This is a genomic window from Streptomyces sp. NPDC104761 (genome assembly GCF_055583445.1).
Genome location: NZ_JBVJNZ010000006.1, coordinates 322,878 through 335,166 on the forward strand (window position 1 = coordinate 322,878; position 12,289 = coordinate 335,166).

Annotated in this window: 14 protein-coding genes; 6 read left to right on the forward strand and 8 right to left on the reverse strand. The window is 71.7% G+C overall.

Annotation, left to right across the window (positions count from 1 at the left end):
• Positions 1-27 precede the first annotated feature (27 nt).
• Positions 28-753: a hypothetical protein gene (locus ACZ63F_RS19140; protein WP_469712350.1), complete on the reverse strand. Its 726-nt coding sequence runs from the start codon at positions 751-753 to the stop codon at positions 28-30.
• A 199-nt stretch (positions 754-952) separates the two neighbouring features.
• Between ACZ63F_RS19140 and ACZ63F_RS19145 the strand changes: the two genes are divergently transcribed.
• Genes ACZ63F_RS19145 through ACZ63F_RS19155 form a run of 3 tightly spaced genes read left to right on the forward strand, consistent with a single transcriptional unit; the run spans position 953 to position 4,035 of the window.
• Complete coding sequence (locus tag ACZ63F_RS19145) at positions 953-2,272, forward strand: magnesium transporter MgtE N-terminal domain-containing protein (protein WP_469712351.1); 1,320 nt, start codon at positions 953-955, stop codon at positions 2,270-2,272.
• Entirely contained in the window at positions 2,262-2,858 is a 597-nt protein-coding gene (locus tag ACZ63F_RS19150) for a DUF1003 domain-containing protein (protein ID WP_469712353.1), read from the forward strand. The genes ACZ63F_RS19145 and ACZ63F_RS19150 overlap by 11 nt, the downstream gene beginning before the upstream one ends.
• A 43-nt stretch (positions 2,859-2,901) precedes the next feature.
• On the forward strand, positions 2,902-4,035 hold the full coding sequence (locus ACZ63F_RS19155; protein WP_093499242.1) for an Mrp/NBP35 family ATP-binding protein: 1,134 nt from the start codon (positions 2,902-2,904) through the stop codon (positions 4,033-4,035).
• A gap of 157 nt (positions 4,036-4,192) precedes the next feature.
• On the opposite strand, the gene ACZ63F_RS19160 is transcribed toward ACZ63F_RS19155, so the two are convergent.
• The 4 genes from ACZ63F_RS19160 to sigE form a co-directional block, all read right to left on the reverse strand.
• A complete protein-coding gene (locus ACZ63F_RS19160; RefSeq protein ID WP_469712354.1) occupies positions 4,193-4,864 on the reverse strand; it encodes a hypothetical protein in 672 nt (223 codons plus the stop codon).
• A 238-nt stretch (positions 4,865-5,102) separates the two neighbouring features.
• Positions 5,103-5,549, reverse strand: a complete 447-nt coding sequence (locus ACZ63F_RS19165; RefSeq protein ID WP_469712356.1) for a sec-independent translocase — start codon at positions 5,547-5,549, stop codon at positions 5,103-5,105.
• Positions 5,550-5,936: 387 nt separating this feature from the next.
• Complete coding sequence (locus ACZ63F_RS19170) at positions 5,937-6,905, reverse strand: zf-HC2 domain-containing protein (RefSeq protein ID WP_469712357.1); 969 nt, start codon at positions 6,903-6,905, stop codon at positions 5,937-5,939.
• Positions 6,902-7,618 carry an RNA polymerase sigma factor SigE gene (gene sigE, locus ACZ63F_RS19175; RefSeq protein WP_217553839.1) on the reverse strand — a complete coding sequence of 239 codons (717 nt, stop codon included), beginning with the start codon at positions 7,616-7,618 and terminating at the stop codon, positions 6,902-6,904. The genes ACZ63F_RS19170 and sigE overlap by 4 nt, the downstream gene beginning before the upstream one ends.
• Positions 7,619-7,853: 235 nt before the next feature.
• Between sigE and ACZ63F_RS19180 the strand changes: the two genes are divergently transcribed.
• A complete protein-coding gene (locus ACZ63F_RS19180) occupies positions 7,854-8,552 on the forward strand; it encodes an O-methyltransferase (RefSeq protein WP_093499247.1) in 699 nt (232 codons plus the stop codon).
• Between the two features lie 105 nt (positions 8,553-8,657).
• Here ACZ63F_RS19180 and ACZ63F_RS19185 read toward each other — a convergent pair whose 3' ends face one another.
• On the reverse strand, positions 8,658-8,825 hold the full coding sequence (locus tag ACZ63F_RS19185; protein ID WP_004950282.1) for a DUF3117 domain-containing protein: 168 nt from the start codon (positions 8,823-8,825) through the stop codon (positions 8,658-8,660).
• 446 nt (positions 8,826-9,271) lie between these two features.
• On the opposite strand from ACZ63F_RS19185, the gene chcB reads away from it, so the two are divergent.
• Positions 9,272-10,075, forward strand: coding sequence for a 2-cyclohexenylcarbonyl CoA isomerase (chcB, locus tag ACZ63F_RS19190; RefSeq protein ID WP_469712358.1), 804 nt, complete (start codon positions 9,272-9,274; stop codon positions 10,073-10,075).
• Between the two features lie 72 nt (positions 10,076-10,147).
• On the opposite strand, the gene ACZ63F_RS19195 is transcribed toward chcB, so the two are convergent.
• Complete coding sequence (locus ACZ63F_RS19195) at positions 10,148-10,735, reverse strand: DNA-3-methyladenine glycosylase I (RefSeq protein ID WP_469712522.1); 588 nt, start codon at positions 10,733-10,735, stop codon at positions 10,148-10,150.
• 14 nt (positions 10,736-10,749) lie between these two features.
• Positions 10,750-11,127, reverse strand: coding sequence for a DivIVA domain-containing protein (locus tag ACZ63F_RS19200; protein ID WP_469712359.1), 378 nt, complete (start codon positions 11,125-11,127; stop codon positions 10,750-10,752).
• A 170-nt stretch (positions 11,128-11,297) separates the two neighbouring features.
• On the opposite strand from ACZ63F_RS19200, the gene folP reads away from it, so the two are divergent.
• A complete protein-coding gene (gene folP / locus ACZ63F_RS19205) occupies positions 11,298-12,158 on the forward strand; it encodes a dihydropteroate synthase (protein ID WP_469712360.1) in 861 nt (286 codons plus the stop codon).
• The last annotated feature ends 131 nt before the right edge of the window (positions 12,159-12,289 follow it).

Below are 12,289 nucleotides of genomic sequence, written 5' to 3' on the forward strand. Positions count from 1 at the left end.
CGGGACGGAGGCCGGGCTCATGGCCCGCTACGACGCCGGCAACTGCTTCCCGTAGTCGACCGTCTCACCCTTCTCCGGTTCGACCACGCTGAAGTCCTTACCCCAGTCGGAGAAGGTGAGGGTGCCGGCGCCGCCGCCGCGCTCCAGGCGCAGGGGGTACGGCTTGCCCTCGAGGGAGACGTCGAGGCTGCCGCCGGAGCCGCCGTCGCCGGTGATGCGGATCGTGCGGGTACCCGACTGCTCGTGGTGACCGGCCGTCGCGAGCGAGCCGTGCAGGGTCAGCAGGCCCGAGAGGAGGAGGTCCTTGTCCGTGAAGCCGCTGAACTTCTTGTACGCGGGATCCGTCCGCGGCACCTTCACGTACTTGCCGTCGAGCTTGCTCGCCGCGGTCGTGTCGCTGCCGTCGGCGTGGTTCCAGAACCCCGAGTCGGCCTGCAGATACAGCGTGTCGCCCACCCGGAGGAGCTGGAACGTCGAGCCCTTCGAGGTGACCGAGCCGGTCCCGCCCTCCTCGTTCAGGCGCATGTCCAGCTCGTACGTGCGCCCGCTCGTGACCACCGTCCCCGCCATCCGCACCGTCGCCACCGACGAGGCCGCCGCCCGCGTCTTCGACTGGATGACGTCCGGCGCCAGCTTGCCCACCCCGTTCGTGCCGGCGTCCGGATCCCCGCCGCATCCGGTGAGGACGGCCAGTGCGCACACCGCGGTGACCAGTGCGGCGTGGCGGGTACGGCCCGGAGCGATGACGGTCACAGGCAGGGCCACCTTTCTGAGGGGTCCGGCAGGGCGTACCGCAGCGTACCGGTGCCCCACCCGCCCGGCGGAGCCGGTCCGTCCGGACCGCCCACCAGGGCGTATCCGATCGGTACGGGCTAGCCTGAAGCCCACCGAGCGGGCAGAAGGGACCGAAAACCACGCAAGCAGCACTCCGGTAGGTAAAGGAAGCATCCCCATGGCAGCCGGCGCTCCCCGCATCTTCGTCTCGCACCTCGCCGGTGTCCCCGCCTTCGATCCCGCCGGCGACCAGGTGGGCCGCGTCCGGGACCTCGTCGTCATGCTGCGCGTCGGCCGCCGCCCGCCCCGGCTGCTCGGCCTGGTCGTCGAACTGTCCACCCGGCGCCGCGTCTTCCTGCCCATGACCCGGGTGACCGGCGTGGAGTCCGGCCAGGTCATCACCACCGGCGTGGTCAACGTCCGCCGCTTCGAGCAGCGTCCGACCGAACGCCTCGTCTTCGGCGAGCTCCTCGACCGCCGCGTCCAGCTGGTCGAGACCGGCGAGGAGGTCACCGTCCTGGACCTGGCCGTGCAGCAGCTGCCGGCCCGCCGGGACTGGGAGATCGACCGGGTCTTCGTCCGCAAGGGGAAGAAGGGGGCCTTCCGGCGGGCCAGAGGCGAGACGCTCACCGTCGAGTGGTCGCAGGTCACCGGGTTCTCCCTGGAGGAGCACGGCCAGGGCGCCGAGAGCCTGCTCGCCACCTTCGAGCAGCTGCGCCCCGCCGACCTCGCCAACGTGCTGCACCACCTCTCCGCCAAGCGCCGCGCCGAGGTGGCCGCGGCCCTCGACGACGACCGCCTGGCCGACGTCCTCGAAGAGCTCCCCGAGGACGACCAGATCGAGATCCTCGGCAAGCTGAAGGAGGAGCGGGCCGCGGACATCCTGGAGGCCATGGACCCGGACGACGCGGCCGACCTGCTCGCCGAACTCCCCGAACAGGACAAGGAACGGCTGCTGAGCCTGATGGAGCCGGCGGACGCGGCCGAGATGCGGCGCCTGATGTCGTACGAGGAGCACACGGCGGGCGGTCTGATGACCACCGAGCCGATCGTCCTGCGGCCCGACGCGACCGTGGCCGACGCCCTCGCGCGGGTCCGCAACCCCGACCTCTCCCCTGCCCTGGCCGCTCAGGTCTACGTCTGCCGGCCGCCCGACGAGACCCCGACCGGCAAGTACCTGGGCACCGTGCACTTCCAGCGGCTGCTGCGCGATCCCCCGTACACCCTGGTCAGTTCACTGGTCGCCGACGACGACCTGCAGCCCCTCGACCCCGACGCCACGCTCCCGGTCATCGCCGGGTTCTTCGCCACGTACGACATGGTCGCTGCGCCGGTGGTGGACGAGGCGGGGTCGCTGCTCGGCGCGGTGACCGTGGACGACGTCCTGGACCACATGCTGCCGGAGGACTGGCGGGAGACCGAGTTCCACCTGGACGAGGGGGACCCGAAGGAGAAGGAGCGGACGGCGGGGAAGGGGGCGGGGATCCATGGCGCCTGAGCGCGAGAGCACCCGTGAGCGGACGCCGTCCGGCGCCACCGCGGCCGGCCGGTCGCGCGGCCACCGCCTGGACCAGCCGCGCGCGCCGCGGCGCAGGCTGCTGCCGGAGTGGGACCCGGAGGCCTTCGGGCGGCTCTCCGAGCGCATCGCCCGCTTCCTGGGCACCGGGCGGTTCATCGTCTGGATGACGTTCGTGATCATCCTCTGGGTGCTGTGGAACGTCGCGGCACCCGGCAGGCTCCGGTTCGACGAGTACCCGTTCATCTTCCTGACCCTGGCGCTGTCCCTGCAGGCCTCCTACGCGGCCCCGCTGATCCTGCTCGCGCAGAACAGGCAGGACGACCGCGACCGGGTCAACCTCGAACAGGACCGCAAGCAGAACGAGCGGTCCATCGCCGACACCGAGTACCTCACCCGGGAGATCGCCGCGCTGCGCATGGGCCTGGGCGAGGTGGCGACCCGGGACTGGATCCGCTCCGAGCTCCAGGACCTGCTGAAGGACATGGACGAGCGGCGGGACGGGCATCACGAACATGCCGTATTCCCGGCAGAACGGTCGCCAAGGCGTGACGTAGACGACCGCTGAGGGGCGTTATAGGGGCCCTGCGCCGCGCCGTACCATCGGGGGTATGGCTAGCGAAGACGCGGTGCGCGAGGCACTGGCGACGGTGAACGATCCCGAGATCAACCGACCCATCACCGAACTGGGGATGGTCAAATCGGTGGCCATCGGGGAGGACGGCGCGGTCGCGGTCACCGTGTACCTGACCGTCTCGGGCTGCCCCATGCGGGACACCATCACCCAGCGCGTCACCGAGGCGGTCTCCCGCGTCGAGGGCGTCACCCGCGTCGACGTCACCCTGGACGTGATGAGCGACGAGCAGCGCAAGGAGCTGGCTTCCGCCCTGCGCGGCGGCCAGGCGGAGCGGGAGGTGCCCTTCGCCAAGCCCGGCAGCCTCACCCGCGTCTACGCGGTCGCCTCCGGCAAGGGCGGCGTCGGCAAGTCGTCGGTCACGGTCAACCTGGCCGCCGCGATGGCCGCCGACGGCCTCAAGGTGGGCGTGGTCGACGCGGACATCTACGGCCACTCCGTGCCGCGCATGCTGGGCGCGGACGGCCGCCCGACCCAGGTCGAGAACATGATCATGCCGCCGTCGGCCAACGGCGTGAAGGTCATCTCCATCGGCATGTTCACCCCGGGCAACGCCCCGGTCGTCTGGCGCGGCCCGATGCTGCACCGCGCCCTGCAGCAGTTCCTCGCGGACGTCTACTGGGGCGACCTGGACGTCCTCCTCCTCGACCTCCCGCCCGGCACCGGCGACATCGCCATCTCGGTCGCCCAGCTGGTCCCGAACGCCGAGATCCTGGTCGTGACGACGCCTCAGCAGGCCGCCGCGGAGGTCGCCGAGCGGGCGGGCTCCATCGCGGTCCAGACCCACCAGAAGATCGTCGGCGTCGTCGAGAACATGTCCGGCCTGCCCTGCCCGCACTGCGGCGAGATGGTCGACGTGTTCGGCACGGGCGGCGGTCAGACCGTCGCGGACGGCCTGACCCGTACGACGGGTGCGACGGTCCCCGTCCTCGGCTCCATCCCCATCGACGTCCGCCTCCGGGAAGGCGGCGACGAGGGCAAGCCGGTCGTCCTGACCGACCCGGACTCCCCGGCCGGCGCAGCCCTCCGCGGCATCGCCGGCAAGCTCGGCGGCAGGCAGCGCGGCCTCTCCGGCATGTCCCTGGGCATCACGCCGCGCAACAAGTTCTAAAAGGGGTACTTGCAGCGCCCCGTCAGGGGCGTTGGGGGTGCCCCCGGCCGAAGGCTGGGGGAGGAACTGCGCGACCAGCTACAACGCAGCCGCAGTCGCCCACGCACCGCACCCTCTACGGCGAAGGGGCGCCAAAAACCACCGGCGCCCCTTACTTTCACGCGTACGCGGCAACGTCCTTGATCACGGCGAACCCCAGCCCGTACGCCGACATCCCCCGTCCGTACGCCCCGAGGTGCACCCCCGCCTCCGTGGACCCGGCGAGCACCCACCCGAACTCCGACTCCCGGTAGTGGAACGGCGTCGCCACGCCGTCCACCGGCAGCGACAGCGTCGACCACTCCGGCCCGGACAGCTCGTCCGCCAGCTCCCACGCCGTCTCGGTCTGCTGCTCCAGCCAGTCGTCCCGCAGGCTGTGGTCCATCTGCCCCGGCCAGGTGAAGGACAGCAGCCCGACCCCGGCCAGCCACGCGGCGGACGACACCGACGTGGCCTCCAGCAACCCCGTCCCGTCGGCGCTGCGCCGGGACGGACTCGCCGCGACGGTCACGACGACCGCGAACTTCTCCCGCGGCTCACCGACGGACGCGGCGAGGTGCTCGTTGCGCACCGACGGCTCGTCGCCGTGCCCGATCGACCCGTGCTCCACCGCACCGTCGGCCGCCGTACCCACCTGCATCAGCCAGCGCGGCCCCGTGAACGCCTCGTCGAGGCCGTACCAGGGAAAGGGCGCCTCCAGGTAGCCGTCGACCGTGCGGCGGGCGGAGGGGGCCTGCTGTGCGCCCTCCGCGACCGGCGCCTGTCCGTCCACCCGACTTGTCGTCTCCATCTGCCCGGACGCCTCCTAGCTCTCGTCGGTCCGGGGCGGCCCGCCCCCCTTCGGGCGCACTCGTCCGGTCCGCACAACAACTCGGCAGCATATCGACACCGCTGGGACCAGCCGCGAAACCGCCCGGTGCGTGGGTCGCGCGGGCGGCTGGTTCGGGCCGTAAGAGACGTATGAGCGGCGCACACGCGGTATGAAACGCGTCACGTGCGCCGCTCATGCGCGGGTCGGGGTGCGGGACTCAGGTGGCGTCCGCGTCGTAGGGCGGGCGGCCGTCCGTGCCCGGGTCCTCGGGCTTCTTGGTCATGTCGAGCCGGCCGCTCCCCGACGCACCGCTCCCGGAGGACGACGGCGAGGGGTCGGTGTCGCGGCTGTGCACCGCGTCCGTGACCTCGGCCATCTCCTTCTTCAGGTCGAAGCCGTTGCGGATCTCCTTCAGCCCCAGCTCGTCGCTGTCCAGGTGCTTGCGGATGAAGGTCTTGGGGTTGAGGTCCTCGAGTTCGAAGTCCTTGAACTCCGGGCCGAGTTCCTGCCGGATGTCTTCCTTGGCGCTCTCCGAGAACTCCCGGATCTTGCGGATGGTCCGCATGACGTCCTGGATGACCTTCGGGAGCTTGTCCGGACCGAAGACGAGCACGGCGAGCACAATGATCGTCACCAGCTCGAGTGGTCCTATGTCATTGAACACCTGAAGCTCCTTGCGATGTCCTCGGTCTCGGCCCTCCGGTCGCTGTTGCGGCTGTTCCGTGGTCCGGGCCGGGTCCACGGTACCCGGCGGACCTGTCCGACCGGTACTGCCCGAGGTGTCCGACTGCGTGTGTACGACCGGTTTTCCGGGTTGTTTGCCTAGTCGCGGCACGCGTGGGGGCTGCCTGTGACGTTTCTGTCAGTTCCTGTCCGAGGGGCCGGGCCGGACGTCACGGTGATCCGGCCGCCCGCCGAGGCCGCGGGGGCGACGACGTGGTGTTGCCCGGCGAAACCGTCCGCAGCGGCGCCGCGGACATGGCCGGCTCACAGGATTCGACCAGGTTCGCGAGTGATCGCGGGGGTCGTTCAGCAGATGGGCAGCGGCCGGTCAGTGGACTGCGCGGGAGGAGCGGGACGGGGACGGGGAGGGCGCTGAGGTGGTGTCGGGGACGGGTGCGGCGAGCAGGCTGGTGCCGGTCGCCTCGGGAACGGCGGTCCACGAGGTGAGGGAGAACGGCGGATTGGTGCTCAGCGGTCGTATCAGCGGGGAGACCGCGGCCGCGCCGGCCATCACCGGTGCGGTCAGTTCCCGCAGCTTCTGCTGCGCGGCGGCCGGGGAGGGCACGCCGGGCAGCAGCGGCGCCGACACCGAGGTGGGGACGGCGGCGGTGGAACCGAGCAGGGTGCCGGACGACAGCAGCGGGGTGAGCAGGCGGCGGCGCGAGTCGGCGGCCCCGGTCGTGCCCGCCCCGGCCGTGCCGGCCGGGGCGACGCTGCCGCCGCCGGTGCCGCTGCGGGCGTCGGCGGCCGGGGAGCCGGGAAGGCCCGCGGTGACGCCGCCGAGGGCGACCGCGGCGAGGGAGACCGCGCCGGCGGCGACGAACGCGAACCGCATGCCGCGCGAGGCGGAGCGGTCGCCGTCCGGGCGGCCGACGGGGTGGATGCGGAAGCCCCGGCCGGCGGCCGCGGCCGGGTCGTGCGGGCGGGCGGGGACGTAGCCGAACTCGAAGCGGTCGTCCCGGCTCAGGCCGAAGACCCCGCCGCCGGATCCGCGTCCCGAGGGGTCTCCCCCGCCGAACGGCGAACCGCCGCCGTCCGGGTCGCCGCCCGCGGGCAGCCCCTGGAGGCGGGCGAGGAAACTCTCCGAGGGCGGGGGCGGGGCGGCCGCCGCGAAGACGTTCTTCAGGGCGCGCTGGGCGTCCGCCTCGGCCTTGCACCGGGCGCAGGTCGCCAGGTGGGCCAGGACGCGCTCACGCGTCTCATGACCGAGCTCTCCGTCCACCAGGGCGGAGAGTCGGTCTCCCAGATGCTGCTCGGCGAGCTGCCGCTCGGCCGGTTTCGGTCGTGATCCACTCACGCGGTCGCGCCCCCTCCTCCCAGTGCGGGAACACGGGGCACGAAGGAGCGGCGCTCGGCCTTGCGGGCCTCCGGGGAGCGGTGCGCGAGAGCCTTGCGCAGCTGGGAGCGGCCGCGGTGGATACGGGAGCGGACCGTGCCGAGCTTGACGCCGAGGGTCGCGGCGATCTCCTCGTACGACAGGCCCTCGATGTCGCAGAGCACGACGGCGGCGCGGAACTCGGGCGCGAGGGTGTCCAGGGCCTGCTGGACGTCGGCGTCGAAGTGCGCGTCGTTGAAGGCCTGCGAGGGGGTGGGCTCGCGGCTGGGCAGGCGCTCGGCCGCGTCCTCGCCGAGGGCGTCGAAGCGGATGCGCTGCTTGCGGCGGACCATGTCGAGGAACAGGTTGGTGGTGATGCGGTGCAGCCAGCCCTCGAAGGTGCCCGGGGAGTAGGTCGACAGGGAGCGGAAGACGCGGACGAAGACCTCCTGCGTGAGGTCCTCGGCGTCGTGCTGGTTACCGGTCAGGCGATAGGCCAGGCGGTAGACGCGGCCGCTGTGCGTGCTGACGATCTCCTCCCACGTGGGCGGAGTCCATGCCTGCCCGTCCGCGTCGGTGGAGAAGGTCGCGGTCCGGTCCTCGCCCGTGGCGAGCGCGGCGGCGTGGCTGGGGTCAGCAGCGGTGTCGTTCACGGATTTCGGCCTGCCTGCCGATCCGAGAAAGCGCCGCAGCACTCCTCCCCGATCCCCAGGCGCAGCCGCACCTCCCCTGTCGGCTCTGGTGGTGTCCAGTGGAGCCCCTACCATAGCCACCTCGCCCGTTAGCACCGGATAAGCGGTTTTACAAGAATTTGATCTGTGCTGGTACGGCTCGTCCGGCCACGACAGCGGGTGGTCCGCCGCCGTCTCGTCATCGTGATCCATTCGTGTCCCCCCGCCTTCTCTTCCACCCCTCTAAACGCCCGGTCCCATCTGCGGGTTCCCGACGCCAACGGATACAGTCACGCCCAGGCAACCACGGGGACAGGAGAGGGTCATTACCGGCAACCGGCAGACGAGCTGGGCGTTCGCCGACGCCTTTGTCGCCGAGGACGAAGCGCTGCGGTGGGCCCGTGACCGGGCCCGCGAGGCAGGGCTGCGCTCGGTGTCGCCCGGCACGGGCGCCGCGCTGCGCATGCTCGCCGCCTCCGTGGACGCCAAGGCGGTCGCCGAGATCGGTACGGGGTGCGGGGTCTCCGGGATGTACCTGCTGCACGGCATGCGTCCGGACGGCGTGCTGACCACCGTGGATCCGGAGCCGGAGCACCAGCAGTTCGCCCGGCAGGCCTTCCGCGCCTGCGGTTTCGCCAGCAACCGGGCCCGCTTCATCCCCGGCCGGGCCCTCGACGTGCTGCCCCGCCTCGCGGACGCCGGCTACGACCTCGTCTTCTGCGACGGCGACCGCCAGGAGTACTCCGACTACCTCGCTGAATCGTTGCGTCTGCTGCGTCCGGGTGGCCTGGTGGTCTTCGAGGGTGTCTTCGCCAACGGCCGCACCGTCGACTCCGGGCCGCAGCCGACCGAGGTGCTGCGGCTGCGCGAGCTGCTGCGCACGGTCCGGGAGAGCCCGGAGCTGGTGCCGTCGCTGCTGCCGGTGGGCGACGGGCTGCTGTGCGCGGTCAAGCGGTAGGCCTCGCGGGCCGGGACGGGTCCGCGCAGGGGGCCCGCATGAACGGCGACGCCCCGGCACCGCTTAGGATGCCGGGGCGGCCGAAAGGGTGTGGTCGCTGACGCCTCAGACGACGACGTTCTTGAGGGCGTCGGCAAGCGCCGCGGCCTCGTCAGGGGTCAGCTCGACGACGAGCCGACCGCCGCCTTCGAGCGGAACGCGCATGACGATGCCCCGCCCCTCCTTGGTCACCTCGAGCGGGCCATCACCCGTCCGCGGCTTCATGGCCGCCATGCTGGTTCCCCTTCCTGAAAACAGCTCATCGTCTGCCGACGGCCCCCGAGGGCACGCGCGGTCTCTGGCGGGACACGCGACTCCGGCATCGAACACATTGCTTCCAAGCCATTATCCCGCATCTCAGGACCCGATGACCAACATCAGTCGGCATCGCTTGGGCAACGCACGCGAGCAAAACCACTCAATTCGGCGATGTGACTGCGATACTTCGCCGCCTCGTGTCCTTACGCCGACCGAGTCGGCTCCGGAATTCTTAGACGCAGGTCACACGCCCGCTCCGGTCCACCGGCAACGATCTCCGCCATGCTGTCCTTCGGACAGCAACGTACTGAGCGGTACGTCAGCCGCGGCGACGCGGACAACCAAGACCGAAGACCGCCTGACGACTACCGACTACCGACTACCGACGAAGACGACGAAGACGACGGAGGGGACGACGCATCATGACCGACACCGTGCTCTACGAGGTGGGCGACGGGCTCGCGACGATCACGCTGAACCGCCCCGAGGCGATGAACGCGCTGAACATCGCGACGAAGGTGGCCCTTCGGGAGGCCGCGCAGGAGGCGGCGGCCGACACGGCTGTCCGGGCGATCCTGCTGACCGCCGCCGGTGACCGGGCGTTCTGCGTGGGCCAGGACCTCAAGGAGCACATCACCCTGCTCGCGTCCGACCGGGAGACCGGGGCGGGGCAGACGATGACGACGGTACGCGAGCACTACAACCCGATCGTGCGGGCGCTGGTGTCGGCGCCGAAGCCGGTCGTCGCCGCCGTGAACGGGGTGGCCGCCGGCGCCGGTTTCGGGTTCGCCCTCGCGGCGGACTACCGGGTGGTCGCCGACACGGCCGCTTTCAACACGTCGTTCGCGGGGGTGGCGCTGACCGCGGACTCCGGCGTCTCGTGGACGCTGCCGCGGGTCGTGGGACCGGGCCGCGCCGCCGACCTGCTGCTCTTTCCCCGGAGCATCGGTGCGCAGGACGCGTACGAGCTGGGCATCGCGAACAAGGTGGTGGCGTCGGCCGAGCTGCGCGCCGAGGCCGAGAAGGTGGCCCGGAAACTGGCCGAAGGGCCGACGGTGGCGTACGCGGCGCTGAAGGAGGCCGTCGCCTACGGGCTCACGCACACCCTCGACGAGACGTTGGACAAGGAGGACGAGCTGCAGGCTCGGGCCGGGGCCTCCGAGGATCACGGGATCGCCGTGCAGGCGTTCGTGAACAAGGAGAAGCCGAAGTATCTGGGGCGGTGACGGTGCTGGGGAACTGCGGCCGAGTGGGGGCCGAGCACGCGGTTCCCCGCGCTTCTCATGGGGCGCGGTCCCTTACGGGGTTCTCCGCGCCACGCAGGTTTCGAGGTGGTCGTCGACCAGACCGCACGCCTGCATCAGGGCGTACGCCGTCGTCGGGCCGATGAAGCGCAGGCCGCGTTTCTTCAGGGCCTTGGAGAGGGCCGTCGACTCGGGGGTCACCGCCTGTACGTCGGCGATGGTCTTCGGTGCGGGACGGGAGCCCGGCTCCGGAGCGTGCGACCAGATCAGGGCGTCCAGCTCGCCGGGCCACCACTCGGCCAGGATCTTCGCGTTGGCCATCGTCGCGTCGATCTTCGATCTGTTGCGGATGATGCCGGGATCGGCCAGCAGGCGGTCGCGGTCCTCGTCGGTGAACGCGGCCACCTTCTCGATGCGGAAGTCGGCGAAGGCGGCCCGGAAGCCGGGGCGGCGGCGCAGGATCGTGATCCAGGAGAGGCCGGACTGGAAGGCCTCCAGGCTGAGGCGTTCGTAGAGGGCGTCGTCCCCGTGGACCGGGCGGCCCCACTCGTCGTCGTGGTACGACACGTAGTCCGCGGTGGACAGCGCCCAGGGGCAGCGCAGCCTGCCGTCCGGGCCGGGAACCGCCGCGCCCGCGATCATGTCGGTCATCTCGCTCACGGCCGGTCCTCCGGCTCGGGCTTGTCCAGCGACGTGTGCGGGCCGTGCGACGTGTGCGGGCCGCGCGGCCCGGCCTGGGCACCGGCCAGCGCGGACTCCAGGTCGGCGATCCGTGCGTCGCGCTCCGCGAGCTCGGCGCCGAGGCGGCTGAGCGCGTCGTCGACGTCCGCCATGCGGTAGCCGCGCGGGACGAGGGGGAAACGGATGCTCTCCACGTCCGCGCGGTTCACCGGGCGGTCCGGGGGCAGCGGGTCCTCCAACCGCTCGGGCGCCACCTCGGCCAGCGGTCCGCTCTCGCCACCGCTCACCACGGAGAGGGTGACCGCGGCGACCACGACCGCGAGCGCGACGACGAGGAACAGGAACATAACCATCGCGGTGGGCCCCCAGGCTCGGTGAAGCTCGGTGCAGCAGCACTCGTGGCGCTCAGTGTGCTCAGCGTGCTCGGTGTCGAATGTGTCTGTGTCCGATCGTGCCATGCGAGTCTGACAGTTAGGGTCGCAGGCGGTCGCACCGAGGGAATTACTACGGGAGGTCACAGGCGATGCTCAGGCTGGGCAGGCGGGAATTCGGGCCGAACGAACCGGTGATCATGGCCATCGTGAACCGGACCCCGGATTCCTTCTACGACCAGGGGGCGACCTTCCGTGACGAGCCGGCCCTCGCGCGCGTGGAGCAGGCGGTGGCCGAGGGGGCCGCGATCATCGACGTCGGCGGGGTGAAGGCCGGGCCGGGCGAGGAGGTCGGCGCCGAGGAGGAGGCGCGCCGCGTCGTCGGGTTCGTCGCGGAGGTGCGCAGCCGTTTCCCGGACGTCGTGATCAGCGTGGACACCTGGCGGGCGTCGGTCGCGGAGGCCGCCTGCGAGGCGGGGGCGGATCTGCTGAACGACGCGTGGGGCGGGGTCGACCCGGGTCTGGCGGAGGTCGCGGCGCGGTACCGGGTGGGGCTGGTGTGCACGCATGCGGGCGGGGCGGAGCCGCGGACGCGGCCGCACCGGGTGACGTACGACGACGTCGTCGCCGACATCCTGCGGGTGACCCTGGGGCTGGCCGAGCGGGCCGTCGCGCTGGGGGTGCCGCGGGAGTCGGTGCTGATCGATCCCGGGCACGACTTCGGCAAGAACACCCGGCACAGCCTGGAGGCCACGCGGCGGCTGGGCGAGATGGTGGAGACGGGGTGGCCGGTGCTGGTGTCCCTGTCCAACAAGGACTTCGTGGGCGAGACCCTGGACCGGCCGCTGAAGGAGCGGCTGATCGGGACGCTGGCGACGACGGCGGTGTCGGCGTGGCTGGGGGCGCAGGTGTACCGGGTGCACGAGGTGGCCGAGACGCGCCAGGTGCTGGACATGGTCGCGTCGATCGCCGGGCACCGCCCTCCGGCCGTGGCCCGACGAGGCCTCGCGTAGCGCCCTGAGGGCTCCGCCCCCAGACCCCCGAAGCCCTCGCCCACCCACCACCCGGCTCGGTGAGCAGAGAGGTGAACGAACCCACTCGGTGAGCCGGCGAGCGTACGCACCGGCTCGGTGGGGCGAGAGGC

Excerpts from the sequence above, each read along its gene's own strand:
- ACZ63F_RS19145 (WP_469712351.1), top strand. The coding sequence starts at position 953 with ATGGCAGCCGGCGCTCCCCGCATCTTCGTCTCGCACCTCGCCGGTGTC.
- ACZ63F_RS19150 (WP_469712353.1), top strand. The coding sequence starts at position 2,262 with ATGGCGCCTGAGCGCGAGAGCACCCGTGAGCGGACGCCGTCCGGCGCC.
- ACZ63F_RS19155 (WP_093499242.1), top strand. The coding sequence starts at position 2,902 with ATGGCTAGCGAAGACGCGGTGCGCGAGGCACTGGCGACGGTGAACGAT.
- ACZ63F_RS19160 (WP_469712354.1), bottom strand. The coding sequence starts at position 4,864 with ATGGAGACGACAAGTCGGGTGGACGGACAGGCGCCGGTCGCGGAGGGC.
- ACZ63F_RS19185 (WP_004950282.1), bottom strand. The coding sequence starts at position 8,825 with ATGGCGGCCATGAAGCCGCGGACGGGTGATGGCCCGCTCGAGGTGACC.
- chcB (WP_469712358.1), top strand. The coding sequence starts at position 9,272 with ATGACCGACACCGTGCTCTACGAGGTGGGCGACGGGCTCGCGACGATC.
- ACZ63F_RS19195 (WP_469712522.1), bottom strand. The coding sequence starts at position 10,735 with ATGATCGCGGGCGCGGCGGTTCCCGGCCCGGACGGCAGGCTGCGCTGC.
- ACZ63F_RS19200 (WP_469712359.1), bottom strand. The coding sequence starts at position 11,127 with ATGGTTATGTTCCTGTTCCTCGTCGTCGCGCTCGCGGTCGTGGTCGCC.
- folP (WP_469712360.1), top strand. The coding sequence starts at position 11,298 with ATGCTCAGGCTGGGCAGGCGGGAATTCGGGCCGAACGAACCGGTGATC.